Annotated in this window: 22 protein-coding genes and 1 pseudogene; 9 read left to right on the forward strand and 14 right to left on the reverse strand. The window is 45.0% G+C overall.

The annotated features are described in order from the left end of the window. The first annotated feature begins 299 nt into the window (after positions 1 to 299). The 5 genes and pseudogenes from CFX1CAM_RS02145 to CFX1CAM_RS11605 all read left to right on the forward strand — a co-directional run bounded on the left by CFX1CAM_RS02145 (position 300) and on the right by CFX1CAM_RS11605 (position 7,225). A complete protein-coding gene (locus tag CFX1CAM_RS02145; protein ID WP_087861428.1) occupies positions 300 to 1,178 on the forward strand; it encodes a MurR/RpiR family transcriptional regulator in 879 nt (292 codons plus the stop codon). A gap of 57 nt (positions 1,179 to 1,235) precedes the next feature. After that, the gene (locus CFX1CAM_RS02150) at positions 1,236 to 2,165 is read left to right on the forward strand and encodes a DMT family transporter (protein WP_157891649.1); all 930 of its coding nucleotides are present in this window, start codon (positions 1,236 to 1,238) and stop codon (positions 2,163 to 2,165) included. A gap of 125 nt (positions 2,166 to 2,290) precedes the next feature. Continuing rightward, the gene (locus tag CFX1CAM_RS02155; RefSeq protein ID WP_087861430.1) at positions 2,291 to 3,568 is read left to right on the forward strand and encodes a LeuA family protein; all 1,278 of its coding nucleotides are present in this window, start codon (positions 2,291 to 2,293) and stop codon (positions 3,566 to 3,568) included. Between the two features lie 260 nt (positions 3,569 to 3,828). Next, positions 3,829 to 5,856, forward strand: a complete 2,028-nt coding sequence (locus tag CFX1CAM_RS02160; RefSeq protein WP_087861431.1) for an acetate--CoA ligase family protein — start codon at positions 3,829 to 3,831, stop codon at positions 5,854 to 5,856. 250 nt (positions 5,857 to 6,106) lie between these two features. Continuing rightward, positions 6,107 to 7,225, forward strand: a pseudogene (locus CFX1CAM_RS11605) (IS256 family transposase). A gap of 137 nt (positions 7,226 to 7,362) precedes the next feature. On the opposite strand, the gene CFX1CAM_RS02180 reads toward CFX1CAM_RS11605, so the two are convergent. The 6 genes from CFX1CAM_RS02180 to CFX1CAM_RS02205 form a co-directional block, all read right to left on the reverse strand. Then, positions 7,363 to 8,127: a TraX family protein gene (locus CFX1CAM_RS02180; protein WP_087861435.1), complete on the reverse strand. Its 765-nt coding sequence runs from the start codon at positions 8,125 to 8,127 to the stop codon at positions 7,363 to 7,365. 410 nt (positions 8,128 to 8,537) lie between these two features. Beyond that, the gene (locus CFX1CAM_RS02185; protein ID WP_173745451.1) at positions 8,538 to 8,975 is read right to left on the reverse strand and encodes a SufBD protein; all 438 of its coding nucleotides are present in this window, start codon (positions 8,973 to 8,975) and stop codon (positions 8,538 to 8,540) included. A gap of 82 nt (positions 8,976 to 9,057) precedes the next feature. Next, positions 9,058 to 10,605 carry a glutamine-hydrolyzing GMP synthase gene (guaA, locus tag CFX1CAM_RS02190; protein ID WP_087861437.1) on the reverse strand — a complete coding sequence of 516 codons (1,548 nt, stop codon included), beginning with the start codon at positions 10,603 to 10,605 and terminating at the stop codon, positions 9,058 to 9,060. Further along, positions 10,598 to 10,825, reverse strand: coding sequence for a hypothetical protein (locus tag CFX1CAM_RS02195; protein WP_087861438.1), 228 nt, complete (start codon positions 10,823 to 10,825; stop codon positions 10,598 to 10,600). Before CFX1CAM_RS02195 ends, guaA begins: the two co-directional genes overlap by 8 nt. Further along, a complete protein-coding gene (gene xpt / locus CFX1CAM_RS02200) occupies positions 10,812 to 11,390 on the reverse strand; it encodes a xanthine phosphoribosyltransferase (protein ID WP_087861439.1) in 579 nt (192 codons plus the stop codon). The genes CFX1CAM_RS02195 and xpt overlap by 14 nt, the downstream gene beginning before the upstream one ends. A 100-nt stretch (positions 11,391 to 11,490) precedes the next feature. After that, positions 11,491 to 12,456, reverse strand: coding sequence for a glycosyltransferase family 2 protein (locus CFX1CAM_RS02205; protein WP_087861440.1), 966 nt, complete (start codon positions 12,454 to 12,456; stop codon positions 11,491 to 11,493). 66 nt (positions 12,457 to 12,522) lie between these two features. Between CFX1CAM_RS02205 and CFX1CAM_RS02210 the strand changes: the two genes are divergently transcribed. Both CFX1CAM_RS02210 and CFX1CAM_RS02215 read left to right on the forward strand, forming a co-directional pair. Continuing rightward, positions 12,523 to 12,717, forward strand: coding sequence for an alpha-amylase family glycosyl hydrolase (locus CFX1CAM_RS02210; protein WP_087861441.1), 195 nt, complete (start codon positions 12,523 to 12,525; stop codon positions 12,715 to 12,717). 69 nt (positions 12,718 to 12,786) lie between these two features. Next, entirely contained in the window at positions 12,787 to 13,635 is an 849-nt protein-coding gene (locus tag CFX1CAM_RS02215; protein ID WP_087861442.1) for a DUF6159 family protein, read from the forward strand. Between the two features lie 231 nt (positions 13,636 to 13,866). Here CFX1CAM_RS02215 and recJ read toward each other — a convergent pair whose 3' ends face one another. Beyond that, entirely contained in the window at positions 13,867 to 15,639 is a 1,773-nt protein-coding gene (gene recJ / locus CFX1CAM_RS02220) for a single-stranded-DNA-specific exonuclease RecJ (RefSeq protein WP_087861443.1), read from the reverse strand. Between the two features lie 228 nt (positions 15,640 to 15,867). Here recJ and CFX1CAM_RS02225 point away from each other — a divergent pair, with 228 nt between their 5' ends. Both CFX1CAM_RS02225 and CFX1CAM_RS02230 read left to right on the forward strand, forming a co-directional pair. Next, positions 15,868 to 16,962: a site-specific DNA-methyltransferase gene (locus CFX1CAM_RS02225; RefSeq protein WP_087861444.1), complete on the forward strand. Its 1,095-nt coding sequence runs from the start codon at positions 15,868 to 15,870 to the stop codon at positions 16,960 to 16,962. 65 nt (positions 16,963 to 17,027) lie between these two features. Beyond that, on the forward strand, positions 17,028 to 18,803 hold the full coding sequence (locus CFX1CAM_RS02230; protein WP_087861445.1) for a M3 family oligoendopeptidase: 1,776 nt from the start codon (positions 17,028 to 17,030) through the stop codon (positions 18,801 to 18,803). Positions 18,804 to 18,933: 130 nt separating this feature from the next. On the opposite strand, the gene CFX1CAM_RS02235 is transcribed toward CFX1CAM_RS02230, so the two are convergent. Genes CFX1CAM_RS02235 through CFX1CAM_RS02265 form a run of 7 tightly spaced genes read right to left on the reverse strand, consistent with a single transcriptional unit; the run spans position 18,934 to position 25,242 of the window. Further along, a complete protein-coding gene (locus tag CFX1CAM_RS02235) occupies positions 18,934 to 20,220 on the reverse strand; it encodes an MFS transporter (RefSeq protein WP_087861446.1) in 1,287 nt (428 codons plus the stop codon). 44 nt (positions 20,221 to 20,264) lie between these two features. Next, positions 20,265 to 21,050, reverse strand: coding sequence for a uridine phosphorylase (udp, locus tag CFX1CAM_RS02240; protein WP_087861447.1), 786 nt, complete (start codon positions 21,048 to 21,050; stop codon positions 20,265 to 20,267). Further along, positions 21,047 to 21,808 (reverse strand): nucleoside phosphorylase, encoded by a 762-nt coding sequence (locus CFX1CAM_RS02245; RefSeq protein ID WP_087861448.1) that lies wholly within the window; start codon positions 21,806 to 21,808, stop codon positions 21,047 to 21,049. The genes udp (CFX1CAM_RS02240) and CFX1CAM_RS02245 overlap by 4 nt, the downstream gene beginning before the upstream one ends. A 12-nt stretch (positions 21,809 to 21,820) precedes the next feature. Next, a complete protein-coding gene (gene udp, locus CFX1CAM_RS02250; RefSeq protein ID WP_087861449.1) occupies positions 21,821 to 22,582 on the reverse strand; it encodes a uridine phosphorylase in 762 nt (253 codons plus the stop codon). Positions 22,583 to 22,613: 31 nt separating this feature from the next. Beyond that, entirely contained in the window at positions 22,614 to 23,504 is an 891-nt protein-coding gene (locus CFX1CAM_RS02255) for an energy-coupling factor transporter transmembrane component T family protein (RefSeq protein WP_087861450.1), read from the reverse strand. 21 nt (positions 23,505 to 23,525) lie between these two features. Continuing rightward, positions 23,526 to 24,359, reverse strand: a complete 834-nt coding sequence (locus CFX1CAM_RS02260; protein WP_157891652.1) for an energy-coupling factor ABC transporter ATP-binding protein — start codon at positions 24,357 to 24,359, stop codon at positions 23,526 to 23,528. A gap of 16 nt (positions 24,360 to 24,375) precedes the next feature. Then, positions 24,376 to 25,242 (reverse strand): energy-coupling factor ABC transporter ATP-binding protein, encoded by an 867-nt coding sequence (locus CFX1CAM_RS02265; RefSeq protein ID WP_087861452.1) that lies wholly within the window; start codon positions 25,240 to 25,242, stop codon positions 24,376 to 24,378. Between the last annotated feature and the right edge of the window lie 24 nt (positions 25,243 to 25,266).

The raw sequence follows: 25,266 nt of genomic DNA on the forward strand, positions 1-25,266 counted from the left end.
AAATGTGATTTAAATATTGTTATATGTCTCATAAATTAACAGGATATGTCCAAACATGCTAGCATTCGGCAAAAGCTAATGAACGAAAATTAAACGCAATCGTCTTTACAAACATTTTTCAGGCATTCTAAAAATGAAGAGAAGGTTCGACACGGATAACATTGAAAAACATTTTTTTTCAAAAAAAATTAATGTTGCAATTTTTTTTTATTTCATGTATAATAACATTAAGTCAACAGTTTGTCAAATGCAAATTTACATTTTTATGACAGTTTTAGAAAAGAAAATTTAGAATAGGTATGATTACGCAAGAGTTTGAAAATCGAATAAAGAGTAAACGACTAACTCAGGTAGAACAGGTTGTTGCCGAGTATATCCTTCACAATTTTCATACAGTAGGTTTTATGACGACCACGGATATCGCAAATGAATTGAATATTAGTGATGCTTCCGTTTTTAGAACGGCACGTTCGCTCGGCTACAACGGGTTTGAAGAGTTAAAGACGGAAATAAAAAATTTGGTTTCAAAACAACTTCAGGCCGCAAATAGCCTTCGTGAATACAGTCAACTTGCGCCGATTGAGCGTTTCCAATCAAACTGGGATTCTTTATTTGAGAATGACGCAATAGAAAAATTAACAAACAACGCTATTGCATCCATCTACGATGTGATTGATCGAAATAGCAAGAATAACATAAATTCTTGCTTAGACATTTTATTAAATAGTAGAAATAAATACGTCTGTGGGTTCAGATCGACAGCTTTTGTAGCAAACTTTCTTGCATTTGAGCTTCTGTTTTTATTAAATAATGTTATTTTAAATACACATGCTGATGGAAAAGCAATTGAGCGTTTGGCAGATATCACATCAGAAGATTGTGTAATATTATTGGTTTACCCCAGATACAGCAATATTAATTATATCGTAAAGCAAATCGCCCTTGATGTTGGAGCAAAAATAATCTTAGTGATTGACAAAATATCCCATGAATTAGTAAAAGATGTGGATTTTGTTTTTGCTTGCAACCCAAGAAGCATCAGTTATTACAATACTATTATCCCAATGGTTTTTATATGTGAAATAATAATTAGCGAACTTTCTAAAGTTATACCTGATGCTTTTCGGAAGCGCTCAGAATTTATCTGTAAATACATGGATGCTGTCGGATTATATTAAAGAATATCAGAAATATGGTGGTTTGTTGTATCACATTAATTAAAAGAAAAGGCTGTTTTGATCACCAAAATAAATAAAGAAAATAATTCGTTTGTTCTTGCAATAACCCTAATTGGAGCCATGTTTGGTTTTTCCGCTTTCCACCTTTCAAGTTCTTATGCGTTGAAAAAGGTATCCATAATTGAGTTGTTATTCTTCCGACAATTAATAGCTTTTTTTACTTTATTTATTTATTTAAAGATAACAAAAAATAATATGGTTGAGATGGAAAATATTGGAAAGAAAGACAAAATTAAAATCATGATAATTGGTTTTGTAGGGTATTTTCTTACATCATTGTTTTTATTGATTGGGAACAGTTTAACCCAGTCGCTTTATTCGGCATTTGTAAATTCTTTATTCCCAATTTTTATTGCTATTGCTTCTTCTATATATTTAAAGGAATTACTGAGTTTTTCACAAATGTTGGCAATTTCCCTTGGCTTTTTAGGTACATACATCATTGCAGGGACATCTTTTTCAAAAGATCATCTGCTTGGAATTATTTTTGCATTGGTCGGAGGTATTTCTTGGGGAATAGGTTCTGTTATTAGCAAAAAAATTATGGGAAAAATCACCCCAATTGTAATAACGACTTACGGCTTACTAACATCAAGTATAATATCGTTTCCGTTTCTTGTAATCTATTGGTTAACCACAAAAAATATTTCAGCCCTAACTTTTGATGGATTTTTTCTGACGTTATTGGTGGGAACAGTGGGAACTGCTTTCCCTTATTTTCTGTGGAGTAAAGCTTTATCAATGGCAGACCCAGGAACATGTTCGCTTGCTTATCCAATTATGCCAATTATCACTACATTGTTTTTTGTTTTTGTTGAAAAACAGAAAACAAGTCTTTCATTTTTTCTTGGTGGTTTAATAATTATTTCCGGAATAATTATTCACGGAATTGTAACGCGTAATATCCACAAAAAAAAAGAAAAATAAGTAGGTGCTTATGTGAAAATATATCTGATTTGCTCTCTTTTTACTAATAATATTGTAGTTTAGCGTTGTTTCAATAATTTGTCAATTAAAATCAAACAATTAAATTACGAGAAAGGATTTAAAAAATGAAGTTTTCTGAAATGCTTTCAATACCTGATTACGAATTAAAAGAACCCTTTTATATAGAGGATATAAAGTGGACATCGAAACATAATTGGGATCTCGAAGATAAGTCAAAACGTCGCGATTACATTGAAATCCATGATGTAACTTTGCGGGATGGAGATCAGACCCCTGGTTCAGTCTTTCTTGAAGATGAACGTGTTCGTATTGCGGATGCTCTCGCTGAATTAAAGATCCCGAGGATCGAAGCTGGAATGCCCGTGGTTAGTAAAGTTGTAGAAAATGCTATGCGAAGGATGGTCGCAAAGAAGTATCACCACACAAAAATTTTTGGATTCGCAAGAGCTCTGGAAAAAGACGTAGAATTGTGCCAAGATATTGGTTGTGATGGGGTTATTGTTGAATACTGTGTAAATCCGTTCACAAATAAGTACGCATATCAAAATACACCAAAAAGCATTATGGATAAGCTCGTTTCTGCAATTAGCAAGGCGCACGAATATGGAATGTACACTGTATTTATGGGTTGGGATTGGTTCAGAACACCAATTGAGTTTACCAAACCGTTAATGGAAGAACTTGTTCAAAATGTATCTTTGGATGGACTTGCAATGGTTGACACTTTTGGAAGCGCAACTCCTGACGCAGTAGAAGAGATGTTCCGTTTATTTAAAGAAGGGTTCCCAGAATTGAGGCTTGAATTTCACGGCCATAATGACATTAGTTGTGGCGTTGCCAACTGCCTAGCAGCAGTTTGGGGAGGCGCAGAAGTCGTTCATACAGCAATGAATGGTTTGGGTGATCGGTGTGGAAATGTACCTACTGAGGAATTAGCTGTTCTCCTTGAAATGCACAAAGGAATTAACACTGGCCTTGACCTTAAACAAATTGCCCCTACTTGTGAACTTGTTTCTCAGATTTCAAATGTCCCGTTTCACGACAATAAACCTGTAATGGGAGATCGCCCATACAAAGTTGAGGCTGGCATACTCATGGATATTGCGTGGAAATTAAATCAAAACGAGGATAAAAAGGTTACAAATTTTATGATATCTGTTGACCCCAAAGTTGTTGGGCGTGAAGATGAAGTTAATTATGTTCTAGGTAAAAATAGTGGGAAAAAATCAGTCCAACTATTTCTTGAAAAATACAATTTAGAGGCAACAGATGAGCAAATTGATAAAATTTTGCAGCTAATTATTGAGGAAGCTATGGTCAGAAAAGGTCTTGTCTCTGAAAGTGTTTTCTTAAAATTAGTCGACAAAGTAATTAACGTTTAACTAAATTGATATTAAGTGAACTTTGCTTTTTTTCAACAATAGTAGTGGTTTGACACCTAGAATAAATAGAAGACAGCCCTTTTTTTGTATAGCAAATTATATGAAGGGCTGTCCAAATTAATATTATTTATATACGCAAGTAATTTGTTAAATAACATGTTTTTGTTAAGTTGAAAATTTGAGAAATATCCTCATAAAGTCAAGTTCTAATAATTTTTCAAGTGCTTTGCAACATACGTTAATTTAATGGAGGTTATCTTATGAATTTACATGAATTTGGTTTAATTGGACCACAATCTTTTATATCACAATCACCAACCGACGCGATTAGAATTGCCCAGAAATTGGGTTACCCAGTAGCACTAAAAATAAAATCACTCGATATTTTACACAAAACCGATATTGGAGGGGTCAGGCTTGGGTTAATGACTTCCAAAGAGGTTGAATCGGCGTATTTAGAGATTATTGAAAATGTTAAGACTCATTTTCCTAATGCAAGTATTGAAGGCATTGAAGTTCAGGAAATGATCAAAGATGGTATTGAAGTGATTATTGGTCTCTTCAATGATCCAAATTTTGGGATGACAATCATGTTTGGCTTGGGAGGAGTGTTCACAGAATTATTAAAAGATGTGAGTTTTCGTGTGCTACCAATAAATAGCCGGGATGCAAAAACGATGTTAACAGAAATTAAAGGCAATAGAATACTTAATGGTTATCGGAATATGCGTCCCGTGTCAGAGGAAATGCTAATTGATTTATTGCTGACAATAAGCGATAAAGGATATTTCTATAAGGATGAACTCGAAGCTGTTGACCTTAATCCCATTATGGTTTGGGAAAATCAATACAGGGTAATTGATGCAAAATTTATACCGAAAACAAATAAGGTTAACGAATTGTTTTCTCAACCCCCCAACACATTACACTTGGAAAAGTTTTTTAATCCCAGGTCTATTGCTGTTATTGGAGCATCAAATACGATTGGAAAAGTTGGTAATGGTGTGTTTGACAGTCTTGTCAATGGCGAATATAAGGGAAAAGTCTTTCCCGTAAATCCAAACAATGATTTTGTAATGGGTAAAAAATCTTACCCATCGCTTACTTCTGTTCCAGAACCAATCGATTTAGCAGTAATGTCTACTGATATTTCCTACGTTCCATCCATATTAAATGAATGTAAAACAAAAAATATCAATAACATGATTATTATATCAGGTGGTGGGAAAGAGTTGGGCGGCAATAAAATTAAGTTGGAAAGTGATATTAAAAATCAAGCAAAAGAAAATAATGTCCGGATTATCGGCCCTAATTGCACAGGTGTTTTTGATGGAAGATCAAGAATTGACACTTTCTTTCAATCAAAAGAACGAATGCTAAGACCAAAAGATGGTTTAGTAGGATTTATGACACAATCTGGAGCTGTTGGCGCAGCTTTTTTAGAAGACGCCCATGCCTTTGGGGTCAGACATTATGTAAGCTATGGAAATCGTGTGGATGTTGATGAAGCAGACTTACTCGCTTTATGGGGAAATGACCCTGAGATTAAAGTAATTGGTTTATATGTTGAAGGCTTTGAGGATGGAAGAAAATTTGTTAACACTGCAAATGAAATTTCTCAAAAAAAGCCAATTGTAATTTACAAATCCGCTCGGACGACACAAGGTGCTAATGCCTCGGCTTCTCATACAGGAAGCTTAGGAAATAGCTATAAAGTTGTTGAAGGAGCTCTTCGTCAAGCAGGTGTTTTAAACGTGAATTCGTATGATGAATTGGTTGCTGCGATAAAAGCTCTAGCAATGCAACCGGAATCAAACGGCGACAAAATTGGTATGATAAGCAATGGAGCTGGCTCTATGATCCAAGCAATAGATTATCTAACTGAATTAAAAATGGAGCTTCCGTTATTCTCAGGTCCTACAATTAAAACGCTTCAAAATCACTATCCTGATTATTATATTTATAAAAATCCGATTGATGTCACAGGGTCTGGTACAAGTGAAGATTATGAATTCGGTATCAAAGCGATGCTTGAAGATCCAAATATCGACATTGTTATGCCTTGGTTTGTATTCGTCAATAGCCCTTTGGAAGAAAATATTATTGACAAATTAGGAGAGTTAAATAGCAATTATTCGAAACCAATTCTAATTGGTGCGTTTGGTGGTAAATATTCAAAATCCATTATGAAACAAATAGAGAATCAAGGAATCCCGACTTTTGATTCCGTAAACAAATGGGTGAGTGCTGCTAATGCTATTTCATGGAGGTTTCAAATCAATAAATAATCGAGCTCATTCATGATTAATAAATCCTCATTGCATTAAATACAAAATGAGTGTAAATCATTTCATAATGATCGTATTTGTGAATTTTTACATTAAGTTTTCATACTTATAAACCAGAATAATAATGAACGAAAGAATTAATTTAGGGAGATCGTTAGTGTAATATGATTTCTGTATAATCTTGGAACTTAACAAAAGTAGTGAGTCAGATATGCTCTATTGAGATCGTCTTAGAAAAAAGGAAAACTAAATAACTCACCAAGGTAATTATAACCTTTTACCGAATGCAATAGAAGAGAAGACTAGAAATAATTTTAAAGCGCTACCTGATCCGATCAGGGTGATTCTCAACAGTGTCATGCAGGAAAAAGCATATGCGCGAACTGAAGAGCGGCAAGGCCATGCTAATGGCTACAAACCCAAAACGGTCAGGACCAGGCTTGGCGACAGCACCTTTGCCATATCACAAGTACGTGAAGGTGGTTTCTATCCTTCAACGCTTGAAAAAGGTAGGCGAAGTGAACGAGCCCTGCTGATTGCCTTAGCCGAAATGGTCGTACAAGGGGTTTCGATCCGAAGGGTCAAAACCATCACGGAAGAGCTGTGCGGGATTGAGATTTCAGCCATGTAAGTCAGTCGAGCCACCCAACAGCTGGACGAAGTCTTGCAAGAATGGCGGGAACGACCGCTTGGAGAAATCCAATACCTGTATGTAGATGCCCACTACGAGAAGGTCAGAGATGCCAGACAAGTGCGTGATGCAGCTGTTTTAGTAGCCACAGGGATCTCTCCTGAGGGAGAAAGACAGGTCTTAGGGGTCTCAGTAACTCTAAGTAAACATAAAACCCATTGGAAGGCCTTTTTAAAAGGTCTACGAGATTGAGGCATGAATAGCGTGAAATTGGTGATCAGTAACGATCATGTGGGCTTAGGTGCACCTCGAAGGGCAGTCCTGGGCAGTGTGTCGTGTCAGCGATGGCAATACCGCCTTCAACAAAATGCGCAAAGCCTTGTGCCACGACAATCGTTACGGAAAGAGGTGGCGGCTGATATCCGAGCCATGTTCAATGCGCCAGATAAAACGACTGCAGAGCAGTATCTCAAGGTGATCATTGAAAAGTATGCTCGCTCTGCACCACGACTGTCTGCCTGGATGAAAGAAAACCTGGCTGAAGGTTTTACTGTTTTCGATTTCCCACTTGAACATCGAAGATCGATCAGAACCACGAACAGCCTGGAAAGGATAAATAGAGAAATTCGAAGAAGAACCAGATCCGTAGGCGTATTTCCAAACGAAGCTTCTTGTTTGAGACTAATCTCAGCTCGATTGATGGAGATTAGCAAGGATTGGCAAATCGGCAAACGTTAATGCGCTGGCAGGTCATTGAACAATGATTATTTCTAGCTCGAATTTACAGAAAAAAGGTTGCATAGTCTATACCAAGGTTTCTACCTGGGAATTTCTTGTGTTTTTAATAATTATTTGGCTAAGCTATCAAACGCCCATTATTTATTCAAAAGAAGGCTGGTAATATATAAAATCCAAATATGAAGTGGATAAATAATGTAAAAGAACCACTTAGCAAATTTGGTATTTTTTCCACGGCTTCCATCATATAAGAAAATGGGTATGATCACCAGAAAATTAGCCCAATCATTATATAATGCCATGTTTCTGAAGAAATCTGTACCCGTTACACCACTCCGATAATTAAAAAATGCGATTACAAAATTTATAATTGCAACCAAGGAAATTCCAAGCGATATTTTCTTTTTATTGCCATAGAAGAAGTACATGATTAATAGGATTGGGTATAAGACAGACCCACCTTCTGTAAATAATATTGAGAATAAGGACAGGATGGAAAATAAGAAGATTGATAAGACCATCTTTTCTTTCTTTTTAATCTTCTCAATCAGCATCATCAGCAAGATAAACACAGCAAAAGTCATAAAGATATTTAGACCTTGAACAATTGAATAAAAGTTCATTGTGTTAGTCACTGGGTCTGTAACTTTAAAGATCAAATTAATTAAAACATTTCCCGCCAGCATGATTATCGAAAATAAAAATGTGCGTAAAAAATATTTTTTCCTTGAACTTGTTTTATAAAATCCTTCAACGATGAAAAACGTAAATAAAGGCGCTACAAATCTTGTGAAGAGACCAATCCAGTAGGGTCCTATATTTAAAAAGGTATGGATATGTTCGATGATCATAAAAATCATCGCAAATATTTTCAATTGATAGGCGTTGCATTTCTTTTCCATGGACAAATCCTCTTTCAATGTTGAAATTATTGATAATTCACACCGGTTTTTCTTTCCCAGTTGTGAACTTGTTTGATTTTAATATCATTATTTATCTAATTAATTTAATGTCTTCACTCGATCAGCAATTGATCTCGTAAGCGATTCAGTCAAAGTTCGATTGAATCGGTTAATGCCAAGTCGATTGATTCTTTTTTAAAAATGATCAAGAATAAAGAGATTTTTCCTATTCCACGCCTGTAAGCTACAGAGTTTCAACCACTATTCCAAATCACAAATTACACTGGCATTCGAAGCAATTTGTTTGAGTGATTTTACTTCTTTATATTCATTTTGGTGCCAATGATCCACCTTTTACGGGGTTAATCGGTATTCCGTTATCAAAGAGTGACCCATTCCCATAATTTTTACTATATCTTTTCTATATCCCCCAATGCCTTGTGAATGTCTTTAAAGATGAGTGCTTGCATATTTTCCTGGTACCTTGATAGGTTCGCGTCCCGCAGCGCATTTTCAACATCTTTTTTTAAATCCGGTTTGTATTTTACGATAGTCGGCAAAGCCTTGATGCATTGCCTTGCGGTGATTGGTTTTTCATCGGTAACACATTCTAGGAACTTATCAATGATTTTGTCGATTTTGTTATCGATATCCCATCTGGCATTGGCTGCAATCAGGCGGAGTCCCCTCGTTCTGATATAAGAATGATCACTTTCAAGCATTTCCACAAACGCATCAAAGAAGCGATAAACCTTAGAGGATTGATTGCTAATTTCTTCTAATTTCTTTAAACATTCATAGGCTTTTTTGTCGTCTTGATCCATCAAGCCATTAATGAGATCTTCCATATGTGATATTCTCCCACCTCCTTAAAATTCGTATAAAAATTGATTATCGGGTCCATGCCAGTGAGTTACAGGGGTTTAACTTCTATTCCCACTCGATCGTTCCCGGCGGTTTGCCGGTGATATCATACACCACCCGATTCACGCCCGCAACCTCGCTGGTGATGCGCTTTGATACCCGTGTTAGCAAGTCTCCTGGAAAATGCGCCCAATCGGCTGTCATGAAATCCGTCGTGGTGACGGCGCGCAGAGCGATCAGCTCATCATAAGTGCGTTGACCATCCTTAACACCCACGGTCTTTAACGGCAGCAAAACGGAAAATGCCTGGGAAATGCCTCCCTCTTGGTGAGACAGTAAGCCCGCCTGTGAAAGCTCTTCGGTGAAGATGGCATCCGCCTGGCGCAGCTTTTCCACCCGCCCAGGGGTGACCTCGCCCAGGCAGCGCACTGCCAGCCCGGGCCCGGGAAAGGGCTGACGCCAGACCAATTCCGAGGGCAATCCCAGTGCCTCACCCACCAGGCGCACTTCATCTTTGAATAAATTTTGCAAGGGCTCGACCAGTTCAAAATCCATGGCTTCGGGCAAGCCGCCGACATTGTGGTGGGTTTTAATCGGGCGGGCATCTCCCTGCTGCAAATTGCGAGATTCGATCACATCCGGATAGATTGTCCCCTGCACCAGGAAGCGAAGATCGCCTAAATTGTGCGTGGTTGCCTCAAAAACACGGATAAAGGTCTCGCCAATCACGCGGCGTTTGGCTTCAGGATCGGTGATCCCCTGCAGGTTGGAAAAAAAGGTTTCTGCAGCGTCTACACAGTGCAGATTGGCGCCCAGCCTGTCCTGGAAAGCCTTCCTGACCCATTGAGTTTCATCTTTGCGCATCAAGCCCGTATCCACATAGACCGCACTGAGCTGATCGCCTACGGCTCTGCCCACCAGGGCTGTGGCGACGCTCGAATCCACCCCGCCGCTGACCGTCGATAGCACCCGGGCATCTCCCACCTGCGAACGAACCTGACGGATGGCATGATCAATAATCGCCTGTACGGTCCAATCTCCTGAGCACTGGCACACGTCGCGCACAAAGCGGGCGATGATCTGCCCTCCAGCGGGCGTAAACTCAAGCTCCGGGTGAAATTGCAGCCCGTAATAAGCCCGCTCGCCATCGCCCAGCGCGGCAATCGGGCAGTCTGCAGCGCTGGCAAGGATTTGCCACCCCTCGGGTACGGCGTCAACCCGATCAGCGCAGGACATCCACACCTGAGGGTCATCGCCAGTTTGCAATATCCGGCTTGAGCGTAGGATACTCAATTGGTGAAGGTCGTATTTCGGTGTAGCCGTGAAGGTCACCTTTCCGCCAAGGGCAAGCACCAGCGCTGACATGCCAGATCCAATACCCAGGATCGGGCGCCTGGACTGGATGGCATAGCCCGGCAAGGCTGGTGCGCCGGGTTCGAGCGCTGATCGCAGGTTGCCCGATAAGATAAAACCCTTGGGATTGAGCGCCATCACCGCCTTCTCAGGGGTATCCCAGGAGAGCAACTCGGCATACACCTGCGATTCTCGCACACGGCGGGCGATTAGCGGGCTGTAGGGTGAACCAAAATCAAGAATGACGATCGTCTCAACCATAAGAGCCTCCGGGGTCTGCACTGTCCTGGGAAAATGCTTTACTGACCAGGTGCCAGTGCCAGATGGGAATGGATTGATAGGGACCGCCGTTGGTGATCAGGCGGTAGCCCCGTTGCGCGAGGTTAAAATCTTGAATCAGATGGTTGACCAGTTGAAACAAAGCGGTGTACACTGCGGGGTCACTGCCCAGCAGCAACGCCAGCAGTTTATTCTTTAGCAAAGATGATCTGTCCATCATCCAAAGAGGCAATCGGAACCAGGGCTTTGATGGGAATATTTAACGGTGTAAGTAATTCACGCCCGCCTTCAAAAGTTTTTTCAATTAACGTGCCAATACCCACCAGTTTGGCGCCAGCAATTTCTGCTAAACGCGCTAACCCCGCGATTGTTGCTCCCGAAGCCAGGAAGTCATCGATAATCAGTATCCGCTCGTTGTTCCGCAGGTATTCTGGCGAGACGATCAGTTCTACCATCCTCCCCTTGGTATGCGAGGGAGCTAATGTTAAATAAATTGCGTCGGGCATGGTGATCGGCTTGCGCTTGCGAGCATAGACCACCGGCAGGTTGAGGAATTTGCCGGTCATCAAAGCCGGCGCAATACCAGAAATTTCTGCCGTCAGCACCTTGGTTGGTTTGGTGTCAGCAAACAGTCGGGCAAACTCTTTCCCGCAGGCTTCCATCAGGACAGGGTCCACCTGGTGATTGATAAAACTATCTACTTTTAAAATTCCTCCACCCAGGCTCTCACCATGCTCAGCAATCCGCGCTTTTAAGGGTTCAAACAATTTTTACCTCCATCAAATGATCCACTGTACGGAGTGGAAATAACGCAAGTCTTTAATATGGGTTTTTGCACCCGTGGGAAGGTTTTACCGGTCAGCACGCTTACGGCGGGTCCTGTGCGTCAGGTTCCGGTTCGCTGTCATGCTTGCGGATTCTAAACAGGATCTCTTCGAGGATCTTCCGATTGAAACTGACCAGGTCTGCGATCAAACCGATCAGGAAGGTCATAAAGCCCACGATCAGGAATACCGCCGCCAGAATCAGGGATTGAACCATCCCGGCGCCTTTGTTCTGGAAGAAAGCCACCAGGAAGCGCACGCCAAGTGCTGTGCCAACCAGCAGCATCAGGACGCTGATGGTGGTGAAGATGCGCAGCGCCCGGTACATTGTAAATGAGCGCATGATCGTCACACTGGAGTTGAGCAGGTAATTCCGAATGCTGCTGAACAACCGTGATGGACGTTCAGGCGGATTGGTTTCAATAGGGACAAAAGCCACCCGCACCTTGCGGGCGCCGGCTTGAATCAGGGTTTCCAGGGTGTAAGAATAATTGCTCAATACGATGGTTTCCAGCGCAACGTCACGGGTGAGCGCTCTGAACCCGCTGGTGGCATCCGGGATATCAAAACCGGCAGTGGCAGAGACGACCTTGCTCCCCAGGATCTGCAGGGCACGCTTGTGGGCTGGAAAATGAGGGGTATTGCCCACGCCCCGGTCACCGATGACCATTTCAGCTTCGCCATCCAGAATTGGTCTGACCAGTTTGTGAATATCCTCTGCTCGATACTGGTTATCGGCATCGGTATTGACGATCACATCGGCGCCCAACCGCAGGCAAGCGTCCAGCCCATGGGTAAACGCTTTTGCCAGCCCCAGGTGTCGGCTGAGATGGACAATATGATCAGCACCCGCCTGCCTTGCCACAGCAGGGGTATCATCTGTACTGCCATCATCCACCACCAGGATTTCAACCTGGTCAAAGCCTTCAATGGCTTCAGGAAGCTGTGCCAGGGTTTTCGGTAAGATTAAGGCTTCGTTATAACACGGGATTTGGATAATCAGTTTCATAGGCTGCTCTGCTCTGGTTGGATCTGAGATTAGTATATCATAGCGCAAGGGCTTTGACTCCCTGGAATGATAAACCAATCCCTGGAGCAACGATTATCAGAAACCAGAACGGGCGGTATCCGGGTGCTGCTGAACCTGATCCCCGGGCACATCTCGATTGAGAACGAAAGGTTCACACACTCCCGGAAAGCTGAAAGTGACCCCTATACGGATTATTATGTATTGTGCGACTTACTTGTTGGTTTTCAAACCGTTTGGTGATGACCGTTGACAGTCATCATGGTGCTATTTTATAATTAAGCCGGTTCACTATTAAGGAAAGGTATCATCATGGAGCGCATCAAACGCAGTTGGGCGCTGGTCAAAGCCAGCGTCGAAGTTCTCAAGCTTGATAAAGAATTGCTCATTTTCCCGCTGATCTCATCCATCATGATGATCTTCATCACGCTGACCTTCCTGATCCCCACCCTGGTTGGGAATGTCCTGGACACCATCTTCGATACGGGCATGCCGGCATTCGGCTATATGGTACTGTTTCTGTTTTACCTGGTGCAATACACGGTCGTCTTTTACAATAACACAGCCCTTGTCGGCGCAGCTATGATCCGCTTGCGGGGAGGAGACCCAACAGTCAGAGACGGTTATAAAATTGCCAGTCAGCGCATCCTGCCCATCCTGGGTTGGTCGCTGATTTCAGCCACTGTAGGGCTGATCCTCAACATGCTTTCCGGTAATTCTGATCATAAGCGCAGGGGTCTGCGCGGCTTGATCGCTTCCATTCTGGGCGCTGCCTGGAATGTGCTCACCTTTCTGGTCGTCCCGGTTTTGGCAGTGGAGGGATTGGGTCCGATTAAAGCGATACAACGCAGTTGGGAACTGCTTAAACGCAGTTGGGGTGAGCAAATCTCGGGCACCCTGTCCATCGGGTTGATCTTCGCGCTGATCGGCATTGCTGGCGGGATGTTGATGATTGATATTGGCGTCGCTCTCTCCCTTTGGTTAAAGAGCAGCATCCCGATCATCATATTCGGCGTATTGCTCCTGCTCTTTATCATGATCATCTCATTGCTCAGCAGCACCCTCAGCGGGATCTTTTCAGCCGCGGTGTACGCTTATGCTGCCGATGGACAGGTCAGCCTGTTTGATGAGAGCCTGATTCGCGACGCGATCAATCCCTGACGCCTTTTTTACAAATCCCACGGGTCTTTGGTTGAGTTTCGGTTGGGTCTGGCTCGTGGAAATCAATGGGTTTGCAACCTCTCCAATCATTATTCGCACTTCACGGCATTTATCGATTCAACCTGGAAGCGTTGTTGAACACCACCGCGGATGGGCTGCGTGGGGGAAGGAAACCTGGATAAGGCAAGTGATCACGATGACCTCAATTGTTAATAGGGGAAAGAACGCGATTTACCCCGGCATCGAACGATTTTCAACAGGAGAATCCAGTTCACCCTGAGATTCAGACGGTCGGAGATCCTTGACATTCAATTGCAAATTAACGCGACCCTGATAGGTGTTTTCCTCAAAGCGGTAAACGATATCAATCCTCTCGGGCAGTTCATCAGCCCAGTGCCCTTGTCCGAAGGCAATGGCATCGTAGATATATTGCCCGGCTTGCAAGGTCAGCTTCAGGTGCCTATTGTCCCGTCCAACGGTTCTCGCCTGGCGCACAACCAGATCCTGAGACATAAAAACCGGGTCGGGGTTGCCATGCCCTGTGGGCTCTAACTGGTGCAGGTCGTTAAAAATCCCGCCGATATAATAGGGAGATAAATTTTCTAAAATGATCTCACGGTCGATATCAATCACGGGTAAAAGAGTTACATCAGCTAATTCCCGTTGCGCAATGGCGTACAGTTGTTCGATTAATAGCGGCAGGTTCTCGTTACTGACGGTAAAGCCCGCAGCCGCGGCGTGACCACCATGCCGCACCAGCAGATCGGCGCACTCGTCTAGAGCCCGGGTAATGTGAAATTCTGGGATCGAACGGCAAGAAGCGACGGTAAATTCTTCGCCCTGGTGAGCAATAATCGCCGGTCGATAATAGGCTTCTGTCAGGCGCGAGGCTGCCAGCCCCACCACGCCCTCACTAAATTCAGGGTCGGCTGCAAAAAACAGCAGTGCATCCGGATCCTGGGATAAAACCTGCGCTGCAGCCTGTTCGCGGATCCAGTTTGTTTCCGCCTGGCGTTCTTTATTCTGGGAATCCAGGATTTGAGCCAGTTCGCCAGCTTTTTGTTGATCCTGTGTTACCAGCAGTTCATACGCCAGCATGGCCGATTCCATCCGTCCGGCGGCGTTCAACCGGGGTGCCAGCTTGAAACCAATCATTGACGTGTCGCACTGCGTTAAATCAACCTCTGCTGTACCAGCCAGGGCTCTCAATCCCGGGCGTCTTTGCTGCCGGATGCGCGCCAGTCCTTTTTTAACCAACGCCCGGTTTTCGCCTTTCAACGGTACCAGGTCTGCCACGGTGCCGATGGCTACCAGGTCCAACCATGCTTCAGGGTCTACATCCGGCTGGGGGTGAACCTCCAGGTAAGCCTGGGTCAATTTGTACGCTAAACCCACGCCCGATAAATCTTTTTCAGGGTAGTGGTCTTCAGGTTGCTTGGGATTGATCACAGCCAGAGCAGGGGGGAGTTCTGTTCCGGGCTGGTGGTGGTCGGTGATGATGACGTCCATGCCCAGGTTGTGAGCCTGTGCCACCTCACGATTGGAGCGGATACCGCAATCCACTGTGACCACCAGGTTGATGCCCATGTCTGCCAGGGATTGAATGGCATCCATGTTTAAACCATAGCCTTCATCGTAACGATTGGGAATGTAAATCTCCGGTTTTACGTCCAGAATCACCAGGAAATCATGGATCAGGGCGCAGGCGGTGACCCCATCGGCGTCATAATCGCCGTAGATGGCGATTTTTTCACCAGAAGTAACCGCGCGGTGCAATCGATCCACTGCAGCTCGCATGTCTTTGATCTGGAGCGGGTCACTTGAAAAAGGCGCTTCACCTTTAACAAAACTGGACGCAGATTCGGCGTTAAAATAGCCGCGATTGTAAAGCAACTGTCGCAAGAGTGGGGGGAAGTCGCGCAATGCCAGGTCAATATCGTGGGGGATTTTTGGCTGGACACGCCAGCGCTGGTTGAGAATCGGTTGTGCGTTGTTTTCAGTCATGAGCTCATTTCCTGCGAGTCAATGTGCATTGGTCATGAAGATTATAACCTTAATCTCGCAGGGGTCTTAAGAGATCCAATCGATTGCCGTTTTTCTGTCAATCTCAATTAATACATTACAGGATCCGCGCGGGTTGAGCTGCGACTTTATCGGATCCGCAGGAAAGCCTTGATCACTTTCGTAACATCCCTGCCCAAAGGGTTGAAATACCGTTACAATTAAGCCGTTATGACGAATTACAATCCAGCACTTCCCCTGAACCAGGTTCTGGTCGGAGACTGCCGCGTCATCCTGCCCACGCTTCCCGAGAATTCGGTCGACCTGATCTTTGCCGATCCACCTTACAACCTGCAACTTGAGGGCGAACTCTGGCGACCCGACCATAGCCGGGTCGACCCGGTGGATGATGACTGGGACCAATTCGAGAGTTTTGCGCAGTACGATAATTTCACCCACGAGTGGCTGTCCGCCTGTCGCCGTGTGCTCAAACCCACCGGCACATTGTGGGTGATTGGCTCTTATCACAATATCTACCGGGTGGGAGCTATCCTCCAAAACCTGGACTTCTGGATTCTCAACGATGTGGTATGGGTCAAGACCAACCCGATGCCCAACTTCCAGGGAATGCGCTTTACCAATGCCCACGAAACCCTGTTGTGGTCTCAGAAGGATAAGCGTCAAAAATATACCTTCAATTACCGCGCTATGAAGGCGCTGAACGATGACCTGCAAATGCGCAGCGATTGGGAGATTCCGATCTGCACCGGACCGGAGCGTCAAAAAGGACCCGATGGGGAAAAAGCCCACTCCACCCAGAAGCCGGAAGCCCTGCTCTACCGGGTGATCTCAGCCAGCTCCAACCCCGGCGATGTGGTGCTGGATCCCTTTTTTGGTACGGGCACCACCGGCGCTGTTGCCCGCCAGTTGCACCGTCACTACATTGGCATCGAAATAGACCCTTATTACGCCCAATTGGCTACACAGCGGATCGCTGCCATTGAGCAGCAGCCCTTTGAATCATCGTTGTATGAAACGCCCAATCCCCGCCGGGAAAGGCGCATCCCCTTTGGCAGCCTGGTCGAACACGGCCTGCTGGAACCCGGGCAGATCCTGTATTTCGAGGGGCAGGACAAATTAACGGCCAGGGTACTGGCGGATGGACACCTGAAATATGCCGGGCAGCGCGGTTCCATTCATCAGACTGCCAGGTGGATCCGCAATGGCCCCGCCAATGGTTGGCAGCTCTGGTACTATCTGAACAGGGAAACCGGACAATTAGAACCGATCGACACCTTGCGCAACCGTCTGCGCAAGGAAGGATAAATGTTTTTCATCTGGTGATCCTGCTTTGCACCGATCACTGGAAATCAATAAAAAGGAAATGATCAATGACCCAAAAAGACACCTACACACAATCCCCCTGGAGCCTGGAAGACCTGTTTTTGGACTTTGACGACCCGGCTTACGAAGCAGCATTTGAGGAAGTTCGTAAAGGCGCACAAAGATTTCAAACCTTTCGAGATCAACTGGTTCCACAAATCAGCGAAGAGCTGTTCCTCAGCATCATCACAGAATACGAACATTACACCCGTATTCTAAGTCGCTTGTTTGGTTTCAGTCAGCTGGCGTTTGCCGCTGACACTCAGGATCAGGCGGCTCAGGCGCAGGTGGCGCGTGTCACGCAGTTTTACGCTGAAATCGACAACCAGACGATGTTTTTTAGCCTGTGGTGGAAAGCACTCGATAATGAGAACGCTGAGCGTTTATTGAAGGCATCAGGCGACTTTCATTACTGGCTGGTTGCTATGCGTAACTTCAAAGCGTTCACCCTTAGCGAAGCAGAAGAAAAAATTATCAACATCAAGGATGTCACAGGCGTAAACGCCCTTAACATGCTTTACGAATCGATCACCAACCGTTATCTTTTCAAAGTTGAAATCGACGGCGAACTCAAAGAATTGACGCGCGGTGAGGTGACTGCCCTGGTCAGAGAACCGGATCCCGACCTGCGAGAACGCGCTTACCAGGCGCTGTTCAGGGTTTACGAAGATGATGCCCCTATTCTGGGTCAGATTTACCAGGCAATTGTGCGCGATTGGCGCAACGAGAATCTCGACTTGCGCAAATTTAAGCACCCGGTGTCAGTACGCAACCTGGTCAATGACATTCCCGATCCCGTTGTTGAAACCCTTTTAGACGTCACCCGGCAAAACGCAAAACACTTCCAGCGTTTCTTCAGATTGAAGGCTAAACGGCTTGGAGTGGAAAAACTGCGTCGATATGATATTTACGCCCCAGTAGAAAAATCGGATAAGAAATATGCGTTTGACCAGGCAGCAAAGATGGTGCTGGAATCCTTCCATGAGTTTGACCCGAAATTTGCCGACCTGGCAAAAGAGATCTTTGATGCCCGCCATGTCGATAGCGAAATTCGCAAGGGCAAGATGAGTGGTGCTTTTTGCGCGACCATCACCCCCGACCTGGCACCCTGGGTGTTGCTCAACTATCAGGGCAAAGCCGAAGATGTCGCGACCATGGCACATGAGTTAGGGCATGGCATCCATGCATTGATGGCTCGGGAGCACACCGCTTTCACGCAACATGCCTGTTTGCCCCTGGCAGAAACGGCCTCAACCTTTGGCGAGATGATGCTGATCGATAAGCTTTTAGTCCAGGAAAGCGATCAAGCCGTTCGGCGCGACCTGCTTTTCAGGCAAATGGATGATGCTTTCGCTACCATTTTACGTCAGAACTATTTCTCCATCTTTGAGCATACGGCTCACGAACTGGTTGCTCAGGGCGCCCAGGTGGACGATCTGGCAAAGGCTTACCTGGAAAATTTACAGGATGAATTTGGCGATTCAGTAGAGATCGCTGATGAGTTTCGATGGGAGTGGGTCATGATCCCACATATTTACAATGTGCCGTTCTATGTGTACGCCTACGCCTTCGGTCAACTGCTGGTGCTATCCCTGTACAAACAATACCAGGCTGAAGGAAACGCCTTCAAACCACGGTATATGGATATCCTGGCTGCAGGCGGTTCGATTGCTCCGATTGAATTGCTCGCCCGTGCAGGCATTGATGTCACCCGGGCTGAATTCTGGCAAGGCGGATTTGATATCATCGATGAGATGGTAACGACGCTGGAGAATTTAACCTGATGCTTACCGGTTGATCCAGCAAATCAGTTTGGGCGGTCGTTATGATATCCTGATTGAATCAGGGTAAAGGCAACCAGGGTGCGTTCATTGTTAGTTGAACGCACCCTGGTTATTTTTTATTGTGTGTTGATTAAGAGCGCTCTCGGTGAATATGGGGCATCAGCGAGATTACCAGTAAAGCCGAGATGACCCCAACAAAAATGACGCTGTAAAATAAAACCTGGTGAGAAAAAAGGTCAACCAGTAAACCACCAATCAAAGGCGCCATGGTCATTACAGGCCCAACAAGCGTGTTGTTGATGCCAATATAACGCCCGGTTTCAGATGTGGGGGCGATTTCAAAAATCATATTAGGATCGCAAATACGGATTGAGGCATACACGCCGCCGATAAAAAATGCAATCGAGTAAAACATCCAGGGTGCTTTTGCCCATACCCCAAAAACACCTTGCAATACTACAAACAGAGAAACAATCACATAAACAACCTTATAACCAAACCGATCGCCAATCCATCCCCACAAGAATCCAAGCACACTCTGAGTGATGAGGATAATCATGTTAAAAATAGCCAGGCTGGCATCCGGCAGTGAAAGGGTATGCCGGTTGTAGAGGGCGAAATATGCATTTCCCAGAACGCCCAGACCCAACACAGCCCGCGAGATCATAAATCGACTGAAATCGGGGTTATGTTTGATGTGTTTGGGAATACTCCGGATAAAGGTTCCCAGCGGTTCGGGTTTGACCTGTTCAGGATAGGGCTCTTCTTTAAAGTTTGCGATGATTATTGGTGAAATGACCGAAGTTGCTAAAGCCGTCCAAAATAGAATTCTCAAATTGAAGGGAAAAGCATAATTATCCAGCAAATAATGGCTGAAAAGCGATGAGCCAAAGCCAATGATCCCACCAAGCCCATTGGTAAAACCGTAGAAAAACCCTCGATTTTTTACAATGCTTTTGCTAATAAAATCTGAATAGCCGGGGCTAATCATCCCATTGGTCACTGAGAAAATCATATAAGCCACAAGCAACAAGATCAGGATCATTGTATTGCTGAACAAGCCAAAAAGTTGAGCGACAATCGCAACCAGCATGACCCCAAACCGCTCGGTGATGGCAACTTTTAACACAAATTTCTTTTTTGTGCGCCTTCCATTGACCAGGTAGGCACCGATTAACTGCGGCAAAAAGAATCCGAAATAGTAAATTGCCGGCACCAAGCCGATAATCCAGCTTTTATCCGTGAGCTTCTCAACAAAGTAAGGGATAATCGTGTCCTGGGATAGGGCTGCGACCGCAAAGGCGTAAATCGATGAATCAAAAGCCAGTGCGATGAAGTTCCACCGGTAATAACTCTCCATCCGTGCCACAAATTCAGGATGTTTACTCTGTAATTGTCTGATGTCGCGACCAATCATAATATTGGGTATCTTCGTTTTTACTGCAATGATTTTGATCGCAACTAATCGTCTGCCTGTGACTGTCGATCTTTTTCAATTAATATTTTAATGGCTTCAATCGCTACCCGGATCGGTCGGTCAACATCAAGAAGCGCATCTTTTTCCTCAGGCGTCAAATCGCTTTCTTCATACAAGCTGGCCATAAGCATGACCCCACCCGCCCGTTTACGATAAATCGAGGAGAGAATAAAGAGTGCAGCTGCTTCCATCTCTGAACAGACGGCTCCGCCTGCAATCCAGGCTTTCCAGCGCCTGTTCAGCCGGGCATCAACCGGCATGCGATCAGGCTCCATTTCACCGAAGAAAGAATCCTTGGATTGAGTTGGGCCCACGTGGTAGGGCATGCCGATCTTTTGTGCGGCTTCGCGCAAGGAAAGAACCACGTCAATGTCAGCAATGGCAGGAAATTCGATAGGCATGTAATGACGGGTGGTGCCTTCATCGCGAATTGCCGCATTGACAATGGCAACATCACCGGTTCTGATATTGGGCTGCATACCGCCGCTTGTACCGACGCGAATAAATGTATCCGCACCGATGGCAATCAACTCCTCAACGGCGATTGCTGTCGAAGGACAACCGATTCCAGTGGAAGTGACTGAAACCCTTTCGCCCAGTAACGTGCCGGTGTATGTTTTATATTCACGGTTGTAAGCAACGAGTTGCGGGTTGTCAAAATAGCTGGCAATTTTATCGCAACGACCGGGGTCGCCAGGTAGCAACACATATCGCCCAACATCACCGGGCTTCATTTGTATGTGATATTGCAGTTTTTCAGCATGCGTCATGGTTGAGCGTGCTCCTTTATTTGGTCTTCTTTAATGATGGTTTTCATCGCCTCTATGGCGGTTAAAATCACCGGCTCAACATCGGTCACCGCCTGGAGATGGGGGTACTCGTGATTCATTGCCAGCAAAACAATGGAAGCCGTCCGCAAGCGATAAATCGCTCCTAAGGTAAATAGCGTGGCTGATTCCATTTCAGCACACAGGACGCCACCGCGTACCCAGGCATTCCAGCGCTGGAGCAACTCGCTCGCCACCGGCATTTCTTCCGGTTTCATTTGACCGTAAAAAGAATCCTTGCAGTGTGAAATGCCAACATGCGATCTGAAACCTAAATTTTTTGCTGCATTTAATAAAGCCAGTACCATGTCCAGGTTGGCAATTGCAGGAAATTCTATCGGCATATGGTGTTTTGTGGTGCCTTCATCTCGAACGCTGGCTTTGATAATTCCCAGATCTCCCGGCATGCATTCCGGCTGCATTGCACCTGAAGTCCCGGTGCGGATAAAGGTATCGCAACCCAGCATATGCAGCTCTTCCACGGCAATTGCTGCTGAAGGGTTGCCAATACCCGTGGAAACCACAGAGACTTTTTCACCCAATAAGGTGCCGGTAATCGTTTTGTATTCGCGGTTGAAGGCCATTAATTTGGGCGCTTCAAAGTGCTGGGCGATTTTGTCACAGCGTGCCGGGTCACCTGGCAAAAAGACATACCGCCCAACATCATCAGCGGTGATGTGAAGATGCTTTACTTTATCCATGCTTCAACCAATTCATGCGCTGGCGCGATCTTTTTCGATCAGGATCTTCACACTCTCAACAGCCGTCCTGATCAATGGATCCAGATCAGAAACGTGCTCTTCGGGGTTCTCTCCTTCCTGATTCCAGCCGATCAGCATAATACCACCGGCACGTTTACGATAAATGCTGCATAAAACGTAAATGGCTGCGGCTTCCATTTCGGAGCAAATCGTCCCACCCTGAACCCAGGCTTTCCACCGTTCAAGCAGATACGTATCTACAGGCATGCGTTCAGGTGAATGCTGCCCAAAAAAGGAATCCTTAGATTGAGAAACTCCCAGATGTGCCCGGATATTCAATTTTTGTGCTGCTTCGCGCAATGCCAAAATCACATCAAGGTCAGCAACCGCAGGAAACTCGATCGGCATGTAATGGCGTGTCGTGCCCTCATCGCGGATTGCACCGGTGACGATGCCAAGATCCCCGGCTCGCAGATACGGCTGCATTCCACCAGATGTGCCCACACGAATAAAGGTGTCGGCACCGATCATAATTAATTCTTCAACCGCAATAGCTGCTGATGGGCAACCAATCCCAGTGGAAGTGACTGAAACCCTTTCACCCAGTAACGTGCCGGTGTATGTTTTATATTCACGGTTATAAGCAACGAGTTGCGGGTTGTCGAAATAGCTGGCGATCATTTCGCAGCGACCGGGGTCGCCAGGTAGAAGGACATACCGTCCAACATCGCCTTTTTTCATTTGAATGTGATACATCAAATCATTGTCAGCCATAATAATCTCCTAAGAATGTGTTTCGTTCTGATTACGATTTTGCAACCAGGTAAATCGCTAAACCCATGTAGGTCAAAAAGCCAGTCACAGATATGCCAATCAGGATGGCTGAAAAAACCGGGTTGAACACCAACGTACGGCTCCAGTCCAGGCTTTTATCAACAATCACCCAATAGGTTGCTAATCCACTGACAACCACCGCCAGCAGCAGATTAAGAATGTCCCAAACTGTAATTCGAACCCGTCGATAACTGGTTTTGTGACCTGAAGAACCAAAGGCACGCGATTCCAGTGAAATGGAAAGTTGCTGAATTCGCTCAATTGCACCAACGAACACCGGCACCATACTGGGCAATAGCGCGCCAAATCCTGTGCCCTTCATTGCCCGCGACTTCTGTGCATTAAGGACAACAACGAACTCATTTTGTAAAATCGGGATCAGCTGCAATGTCATAATCAGGATAAAGTTTAAGGTATAGGGCATGCCCACCCGCTTGAGCGATGTAAAGATATCTGAAGGATGTGAGGTCATAATAAAGACCATCGCCCAGGTCGTTAAAGAAAAGATGCGCAATGCCATCGATATCCCGCTGTAAATCCCTTCCTGATACACGGTGAATGGACCCCAGCCAATAATCGGCGTCCAGGGACGGGGGAAAGCCGGCGCAATACTCTGCAAGGTGATCAACGCCAGGCTGACTGGCAAAAGCACCATCACCACCTTAAGGTAGGCCGAACCAACCTGGGCAATTAGCACCAGCAATAACCCCAGGACGAAAACAGCACCCAGTACAGCTGGATTGCGGGTTGAAAACGAAACTGCCAGTACGCCAACGGTCCACATCAGCTTTGGCAGTGGATTCATTCGATGGATAATCGAATTTCCAGGAATCATCGAAATAGGAATAACAACGCCTTGCATATTAATAAACCTCCGATCCAGCTACTTATTCGATAAATTTTTTACTTTATCAACCATCTCATCAATGGTTAATACAGTTTGGTCTAACTTTTGATATTTCTCTTTGAGTTTGAGCGACAATGTGGTGATTTGGGGTGGAGTCAGATGTGTGCTGGACATAATCTCATAATCTGAAAACACCTCACGTGGTGTGGCGTCCATAATCAGCTCAGAGTTACGCATCACCAGCATGCGATCCACGGTTTCTGCCAGCAAAATCATGTCGTGCGCCACACAAAGGACGGTTGCACCTTCATCACGCAGTTTGCGAATTAAGTGATAAACCGTCTGGGTGGTGATATTATCCTGTCCAGTTGTCGGTTCATCTAAAATAAAGACATCGGGTCGCATGGTGTAAACAGAAGCCATTCCGACCAGTTTGCGCAACGGAAAACTAATCCGGTAGGGATGAACATCCAAAATGTTTTTGAGATCAAAAAATTCAATTGCCTGAGCAACGCGCTCTTCAACTTCCTCTTCTGTTAAACCAATATTTTTCGGTCCAAAACGCAATTCGTCTCGAACCGTCCGTGCAAAAAGTTGATGGTTAGGGTTTTGATAAACATAACCAACTTTTACAGCCATCTGCTGAATAAGGTGCTTGGACGTGTCCAACCCACTGACAAAAACCTTGCCCTTTGTCGGTTTAAGCAATCCAATGAAATGCTTAACCAGGGTGGTTTTGCCCGATCCATTTTGACCGATTACGCCGAGGATTTCACCTTTATTAATTTCCAAAGATACATCTCTAACCGCTGTGACGTTTCCGGTTGGGTAAATATGCCACAAATTTTCTACTTTTACGATTGGTTCCATTGTTGTGCTCAACTTTCTACTCGAACAGACGTCCATAGGTCTCAATCGCCTGATCGAGTTTTACAGGGTACTTCCCACCTAAGTTCATTAAGTTCTGCTTTTCAAGCGAATGTCCTAAAGCAGCCACCTGAGGCATTCGTAAGCCCAAACTCTCCAATAACTCCACGTTACTAAAGACTTCTTCCGGGGTACCCTGCAAGACAATTTCTCCATCGTGCATAATAACCACCAGGTTGGCATACTGAGCCATAACTTCAACCTCGTGTTCTGCCATGATGACTGTCATATTTCGCTTCCGATTAAGATCGTAGGCAACCTGAAAGATTTCTTCTTTACCAATTGGGTCGACGTTAGACGTGGGTTCGTCCATAACAAGGATTTTCGGGTGCATTGCCAGGGCAGAAGCAATTGATAACCGCTGCTGCTGACCGCCTGAAAGGCCCCAGGGTGAGCGTTCTTCCAATCCGCTCAATCCAACAATGCCCAGCACTTCTGTGATGGTGTTGACCATTTCCTCATAGCTGTAACCCAGGTTTTCTAATCCCAGAGCGATTTCTTCACCAACCGACATCTGACTTAATTGAAACTCGGGGTTATCAAACACCATTCCAACGATTTTTGCCAGTTCACGCACGGGTGTTTCAAAGGTGTCATGACCATCTACGATCACCTCGCCACTAAAATCCCCCAGGATACTGTTTGGGATAACGCCATTTAAGCATAATTGCAAGGTGGTTTTTCCAGCACCATTTAAACCTAAAAGCGCGACATAGTCACCCTCGTAAATTTTCAAATTAATGTTTTTTAATGCGTATCGATTGTCTGCGCTTTTATACGAAAAAGAAAGGTCTTTAAATTCAATAATTGGTTTCGCTTCTTCCATGAGTTCTCCAATTTGATTATTTAT

Source organism: Brevefilum fermentans (assembly GCF_900184705.1).
Classification (GTDB): domain Bacteria; phylum Chloroflexota; class Anaerolineae; order Anaerolineales; family Anaerolineaceae; genus Brevifilum; species Brevifilum fermentans.